The sequence below is a fragment of the Pandoraea sp. ISTKB genome (assembly GCF_001721285.1).
In the GTDB taxonomy this organism is placed as follows: domain Bacteria; phylum Pseudomonadota; class Gammaproteobacteria; order Burkholderiales; family Burkholderiaceae; genus Pandoraea; species Pandoraea capi.
On sequence record NZ_MAOS01000037.1, the window covers coordinates 78,448 to 84,928 of the forward strand.

Sequence of the window (6,481 nt, forward strand, 5' to 3'; positions counted from 1 at the left end):
TGCTCCAAGTGTCACCAAAAAAACTTCAATCCGTACCGTCGGCACGGTGACGTCTCCTCGTCAAACGGGCGGGCAGGCGTACCGCGTCGGCGTAGCCGACACAACAACGTTCAGGGAGACAGGCGCGCCACGCGCCACGTTCCATCGGCAAGCCGGAAAAATTTGATGCGATCGTGCAGGCGCGATACGCGGCCTTGCCAGAACTCGATGGTCTCCGGCACGACCCGGTAACCACCCCAGTGCGGCGGGCGCGGCGGGGCGTCGCCGAACTGGCGCCGGAAATCCGCTTCGCGTTGCTCGATGATGGTTCTGTCGGCCACTTCGGCGCTTTGCACCGAGGCCCAGGCACCCAGACGGGAGCCCACCGGGCGCGAGTGATAGTACGCGTCGCTTTCTTCTGCACTCACCTTCTCGACACGTCCCTCGATGCGCACCTGACGCTCGAGCTCGATCCAGTGAAACAGCAGACAGCCGTACGGCGTCGCCGCCAATTCCTGCCCCTTGCGCGACTCGTAGTTCGTGAAGAACGTGAAGCCGCGTTCGTCGACACCCTTGATCAGCACGATGCGCGCATCCGGGCGGCCATCCGGCGTCACGGTGGCGAGCGTCATGGCGTTCGGTTCGGCCAGTTGGGCCGCGAGCGCTTGCTCAAACCAGAGTCGGAATTGGTCGAACGGGCTGGACGCCACATCGGTCTCGGAGAGAGAACTGAGGGCGTAGTTCTTGCGCAGGTCCGCGAGAGAAAGCGTCTGTGTCACGACGATCGTAGCCGGTCTATGGCGGTTGGGGGTTGCGACACAGTATAGCGAAGAGTCGGCAAATGTGTGCACGTGACGATTTGTCGCGTCGCCTGAATATCAACCCTCCGAATGCCCCGTGGAATGGGCGTCTCGCGCTATGTGCTTGATATTTAATGAGTGAAGTAATTGAGCCGGGTCGCCGCAGATGTCCCGAAAATCGTTCGCGACGACGGCGGCAAATCCATCCCGTTGGCATGGGCATTGCTTCGCGCATCGGATGGCATATTGCATGTCACCGATGACGCGCTGGCTCGATCGCGGCACCGCCGCCCGATCCGAGGTCCGCGTGAGCAGCGGCGGGCGGGCCGGATCAAGGCTTGTCGCGTCCGGCGTCGATACCGGAGGCGGTGGCCGGTTGGTTCGTGCGCGTCTTGTTGTTCGTCTTGTTGGCCTTGGCGGCGCCGTCGGCACCCGGCACGGCTTTGACGTTTGCCGGATTGCGGCTGGGCGGATGTTGCAGCTTGGTGAGCAGTTCGCCGCACGGGCTGTCCTTGCCGGGGCCGAGTTCGAGCAACGGGATCAGCGCCGTGTACGGCGCGAGCACGCCCAGCGCAATCGCGCCGCCTGCGCGCGCGACGAGCGTCGGTACATTGACGCCGACGTCCGGATGCTTGAACGTGCCGCGCACGTACAGCGGCGAGCGCAGCGACAGCAGACCGAAGTGCTTCGGTTCCGGACGGATCGTCAGATTGAAGTGCTCGCGCTTGAGATCGACCTGACCGGTGACGCCAATGCTCGTATCGTCCGTGTCGATCACGAACGTACGGGCGTCCATGACACCGTCGCGCACGGCGAAGTCGGCCGCCGCGCAACGCATCTCGATCTGCTTGTCGCCGAAGAGCTTGGTCAGCACGATGTTGCCCACGTTGAGCCCCATGTATTGCAGCAACAACTTGCTCATCGAGCCACGGTCGATCAGCGTCTTGATCTCGCCGTTCGACGAGCCGGCCAGCGCTGCAATGGAGTTGCCGGTCGCGGTGAGGGCCGCGTCGCCGTTGACTTCGCCCACGCTCGTCTTCATCAGGTCGACGTCGGGCAACAACTGCTTCATCTTCAGATGCCGCAGCGACACCTGCGAGTCCACCTTCATCGGTTCGGCCTGCCCGTTGAGCACGAGCGTCGACGTGATGCGACCGCCCGCCACGCCGAACTCCAGCGGACGCAGCGAGAGCACGCCGTCGTCCAGCACAAGGTGCGTCACGAGGTTGTCGATCGGCAGGCTCTTGTCCTTGATGATCTTGCGGCCCGTGAATTGCACGTCGGCATCGATGGCGCGCCAGCGATCGGTCTTGAACGGGTCGACCGGCAGCACCTTGTCGGACGGCGGCGCTTTGGGCTTGCCCGACAGATCGCTGCCGCCGGACGGGTTCTGTCCGCCGATCGCCGGGCCGAGATCGACCAGCCGTAACTGATTGGAGACGACCGCGCCTTGCAGGATGTTGCGCGGCTCGCGCTGACGGAACACGAGCGTGCCGGACAGATCGCTCTGTCCGACCTTGCCCTGGAAGCGCTCGTAGCGCCACACGCCGGCCGTGTGCAGCAAATGGCCGTTGGTTTCGTAGGAGGGCGTTTCCGGCAACAGTACGCCGGTGATCGGATACAGATCGGCCATCGTCGGCCCCGCCAGCTTCAGATGCATGTCGAGCGCCGAGAGCGTGGCCGGATTCGTGAACGTGCCTTTCGCGGCGATCAAGGTGCGGCCGATGCGCACGCTGGCGTCGAGCGGATATGGCTCGCCGGTGTCTTCGAGTGAAAGCACATCCCCGCCGCGCGCCTTGCCGGTGACGGCGACCTTTCGGAAGGTGCCCTTCAGAGAGACGCCGATGCCGTAGGGTGCCTGACCGTCGATGGTGGCGATGTTAGCCGTCAGGTCGAGCTGCTGCGGCACGAGGTTGGCGCGTATCACACCGTCTTCGAGAATCAGGCGGCCGATGCGGAGCTTCCACGGCGAGGGCTTGCCGTCGCCCTTCGCGAAGGTCCAGTTGTTCTGACCGTCGGCCTGTTGTTCGACGATGACCTTCGGGGCGGACAGCGCGACTTCGGGCAGCACCACGTGCTTTTCGAGTAGCGGCAGCCATTCGAGCGAGAACGTGAGGCGGCCGACCGAGATCATGTTCGGCTCCTGACTCCACGCGACGTTGCCTAACACGATATCATTCGCGATCAGGCGAGGCCTCGGCAGCCAGCGCCCCAGACCCGGGGCCTGTGCGTTCGGCGCCAGCCAGTGCAGCGAGAGGTCGCCCCGGATTTCGAAGGGGCGCCCGGTCGCGGTGCTCACCTCCCGGTTAATGAAGGGCCGGGCGTAGTTCCAGTCAAACCACGTGATGAACGCCGCGAATGCCAGCACGATGGCGACCATCGTGATCGCCAGCCATTTCAAGGACGCTACCCATCGCATCATGAACAGTACCCCGTCGATCGTTGTTGCTCCGGTGCCTGCTACGCCATCGGAGGTGGATTTTGACGCGAATCGCCGTTTCGGCGGCCTCGCGCGTTTGTACGGTGACGACGGCCTTGCGCGTCTGCGCGACGCTCACGTGGCCGTCATCGGTATCGGCGGTGTCGGCTCGTGGGTGGCCGAAGCGCTGGCGCGTAGCGCCGTGGGTCGACTCACGCTCATCGATCTCGATAACGTCGCCGAAAGCAATACCAATCGTCAGGTGCATGCACTCGATGGCAACTACGGAAAACCGAAAGTCGCCGCGATGGCCGAACGCATCGTGGCCATCAATCCTGCTTGCCAGCTTACGCTCGTCGAGGACTTCGTAGAACTCGAAAATCTCGACGCCATGTTGGGCGGTGGCTTCGATTGGGTGATCGATGCCATCGACAGCGTGCGGGTGAAGACGGCGCTCATCGCGTGGTGTGTGGCGCATAAGCAGCGTCTGATCACCGTGGGCGGCGCCGGCGGTCAGATCGATCCGACACGAATCCGCATCGACGATCTCGCCCGCACGATTCAGGACCCGCTGCTTGCGAAAGTGCGTGCGCAATTACGCAAGCAACACGGTTTTGTCCGCGGCCCGAAAGCCAAGTTCAACGTGCCCGCCGTGTACTCTGACGAGCCGTTGCAGTATCCGGACGCCGTGTGCGCACCGGACGAATCGCCCGATGCTGCTGTGGGGCCGCAGGGCCTTAACTGTGCCGGCTTCGGGTCGAGCATGTGTGTCACAGCGACATTCGGCATGGCAGCCGCTGCTCACGTTCTGAAGCAAGTCACGAAGGTCGGACGCTGAACGGCGCGCGCGAGGGCACTGACGTGCCCGAGATTTTCCCAAGCCTCACGCTTCGCGTCTGTAACCAAAAGTTACGAAACGAGCGGGGTTGGGCTGCGGGGAAGGACACGAGACCTCTCGATAGGTCTCTCGATACGTAAAAGAAATCGGCCGGGGGCGAATGAACCGCCCCCGGCCGATATGTATGCCGCCTCACAGCATCGATGCGACGTTAATTCGTTGTGCATAACGAAACAACGCAAACAAACAAAACAACGCATCGATGCAAAAGTCTCAGCGCGCGTGAGACCCGCCTATCTGCCTATCGTCAGCGCAGTTCGCGACGCAGTACCTTGCCGACCGGCGTCTTCGGCAATTCGGTGCGGAACTCGATGACGTGCGGCACCTTGTAGTTCGTCAGATGCTGACGGCAGAAGTCGATGATGGCCTTCTCGCTCAGATCCGCCGACTTCTTGACGATCACGGCCTTGACCGCTTCGCCGGTGCGCTCGCTCGGTACACCGACCACTGCCGACTCCAGCACGCCCGGGCACATCGCCAGCACGCTCTCGACTTCGTTCGGATAGACGTTGAAGCCCGAGACGATGATCATGTCCTTCTTGCGATCGGTGATGCGGACATACCCCTTGTCATCCATCGTGCCGATGTCGCCGGTGCGCAGCCAGCCGTCCGGGGTAATGGTCTTGGCGGTCTCATCGGGGCGATTCCAGTAGCCCTTCATGACCTGCGGGCCACGCACGCAGATTTCGCCTTCCTGGCCGAAGTCGAGCGCCTCGTTGGCATCGTTGCGAATGCTGACTTCCGTCGACGAGATCGGCAGACCGATCGACCCGTTGAACTCGCTGCCGAGCGGGTTGATACACACGGCAGGCGACGTCTCGGTGAGCCCATAAGCCTCGATCAGCGGATGCCCCGTGACCTTCTGCCAGCGCTCGGCGACGGCGCGCTGCACGGCGGCCCCGCCGCCAAGCGCGCACTTCAGTTCGCTGAAGTCGAGCTGATCGAAGCCCGGCGTATTGAGCAAGCCGTTGAAGAGGGTATTCACGCCGGTCATGAACGTGAATTTCCACTTGCCCAGTTCCTTCACGAAGCCCGGCATATCGCGCGGGTTGGTGATGAGCAGATTGAGCGCACCGAGCTGGAGGAAGACCAGACAGTTCGCCGTCAGACAGAAGATGTGATACAGCGGCAGAGCGGTGACGATGATCTCCTTGCCTTCTTCCAGACCGGAGCCGATCCACGCGCGTGCCTGCAGCATGTTGGCGATCATGTTGTGATGCGTGAGCATCGCGCCCTTGGCCACACCGGTCGTGCCGCCGGTGTATTGCAGGAACGCGATGTCGTCATGACCGAGCTGCGCTTCCTGCAACTTGGCGCGTGCCCCCTGCGCCATGGCGGTGCGGAACGGCACGGCATGAGGAATGTTCCACTCGGGCACCATCTTCTTCACGTGACGCACGACGTAGTTCACGATCCAGCGCTTGGGCGCCGGCACGAGGTCGCCGATGGCGGTGGTGATGACGTGCTTGACCGGCGTATTCGGCAGCGCCTTTTGCAGCGTGGCGGCGAAGTTCTCGATGACGAGAATCGCAGCGCAGTCCGCATCCTTGAGCTGATGTTCGAGTTCCCCCGCCGTATAAAGCGGATTGACGTTTACGACGACCATTCCCGCACGCAGGATGCCGAAGACAGCTACCGGATATTGCAGGAGGTTCGGTGACATGATGGCCACACGCGAACCGCGTTGTAAGCCGGGCAGGCTTTGCAGATAGGCGGCGAAATCACGCGACTTGCGTTCTAGGTCGGCGAACGTCAGCGTGACACCGAGATTGGTGAACGACGGACGATTCGCGAACTTCTGGCAGCTTTGCAGGAACAGGTCGTTCAGCGAACGATAGGTGTTGACGTCGATCTCGGCCGGCACGCCGGGCGGATAGCTCTTGAGCCAGACTTTTTCCATGAGCGCCTCCTTGAATTTGGTTTTTATCGCATCGTGGCCGCCGGGGGAAGTACCAGGCAAAGTACGGGCGGACCGATGCGTCGTTTCATCGCATGTCGTGTGGGGGTGCGAGCGGGGCGTCTCCTTGCCCGATACTGTCTCGCCTGCGCAGCGGGTGCGCCATTCGATGCGTTGCAAAAAGCCGTAGCATACCGTGCCGTTTCCGGGGCGAGCACATGGAAAGCCCTGATTTGATGCGGGTTTGCGTGGAGTAATTGTTCTAGCGGCAAAGGCTTGCCATTGAGGGCGATTCCGCGCTAATCCCGCATGGAATGCGGGATGCGGCGGGCAAATCGGGGATATGACAAAAGAATTGCAAAAAACACTTGCGTGGCAGACTGGTTTCTTACATAATTCTGTTCTCACAGCGCGGCTGTAGCTCAGTTGGATAGAGTACTTGGCTACGAACCAAGGGGTCGTGGGTTCGAATCCTGCCAGCCGCGCCA

Annotated in this window: 4 protein-coding genes and 1 tRNA gene; 2 read left to right on the forward strand and 3 right to left on the reverse strand. The window is 62.2% G+C overall.

Going from position 1 to position 6,481, the window contains the following annotated elements; all coding sequences use genetic code 11:
* Window positions 1-110 precede the first annotated feature (110 nt).
* A complete protein-coding gene (gene pdxH, locus A9762_RS14385) occupies window positions 111-758 on the reverse strand; it encodes a pyridoxamine 5'-phosphate oxidase (RefSeq protein WP_069342689.1) in 648 nt (215 codons plus the stop codon).
* Between the two features lie 352 nt (window positions 759-1,110).
* Entirely contained in the window at window positions 1,111-3,159 is a 2,049-nt protein-coding gene (locus A9762_RS14390) for an AsmA family protein (RefSeq protein ID WP_240493565.1), read from the reverse strand.
* 40 nt (window positions 3,160-3,199) lie between these two features.
* Between A9762_RS14390 and tcdA the strand changes: the two genes are divergently transcribed.
* Window positions 3,200-4,036 (forward strand): tRNA cyclic N6-threonylcarbamoyladenosine(37) synthase TcdA, encoded by an 837-nt coding sequence (gene tcdA / locus A9762_RS14395; RefSeq protein WP_069342700.1) that lies wholly within the window; start codon window positions 3,200-3,202, stop codon window positions 4,034-4,036.
* A gap of 307 nt (window positions 4,037-4,343) precedes the next feature.
* On the opposite strand, the gene A9762_RS14400 is transcribed toward tcdA, so the two are convergent.
* A complete protein-coding gene (locus A9762_RS14400) occupies window positions 4,344-5,996 on the reverse strand; it encodes an AMP-binding protein (protein ID WP_069342690.1) in 1,653 nt (550 codons plus the stop codon).
* Between the two features lie 408 nt (window positions 5,997-6,404).
* Here A9762_RS14400 and A9762_RS14405 point away from each other — a divergent pair.
* Window positions 6,405-6,481, forward strand: a tRNA-Arg gene (locus A9762_RS14405).

What these genes read in the sequence shown, in the direction of transcription:
- A9762_RS14390 (WP_240493565.1), bottom strand. Translation starts at nt 3,159, where the DNA reads ATGGTCGCCATCGTGCTGGCATTCGCGGCGTTCATCACGTGGTTTGAC.
- tcdA (WP_069342700.1), top strand. Translation starts at nt 3,200, where the DNA reads ATGAACAGTACCCCGTCGATCGTTGTTGCTCCGGTGCCTGCTACGCCA.
- A9762_RS14400 (WP_069342690.1), bottom strand. Translation starts at nt 5,996, where the DNA reads ATGGAAAAAGTCTGGCTCAAGAGCTATCCGCCCGGCGTGCCGGCCGAG.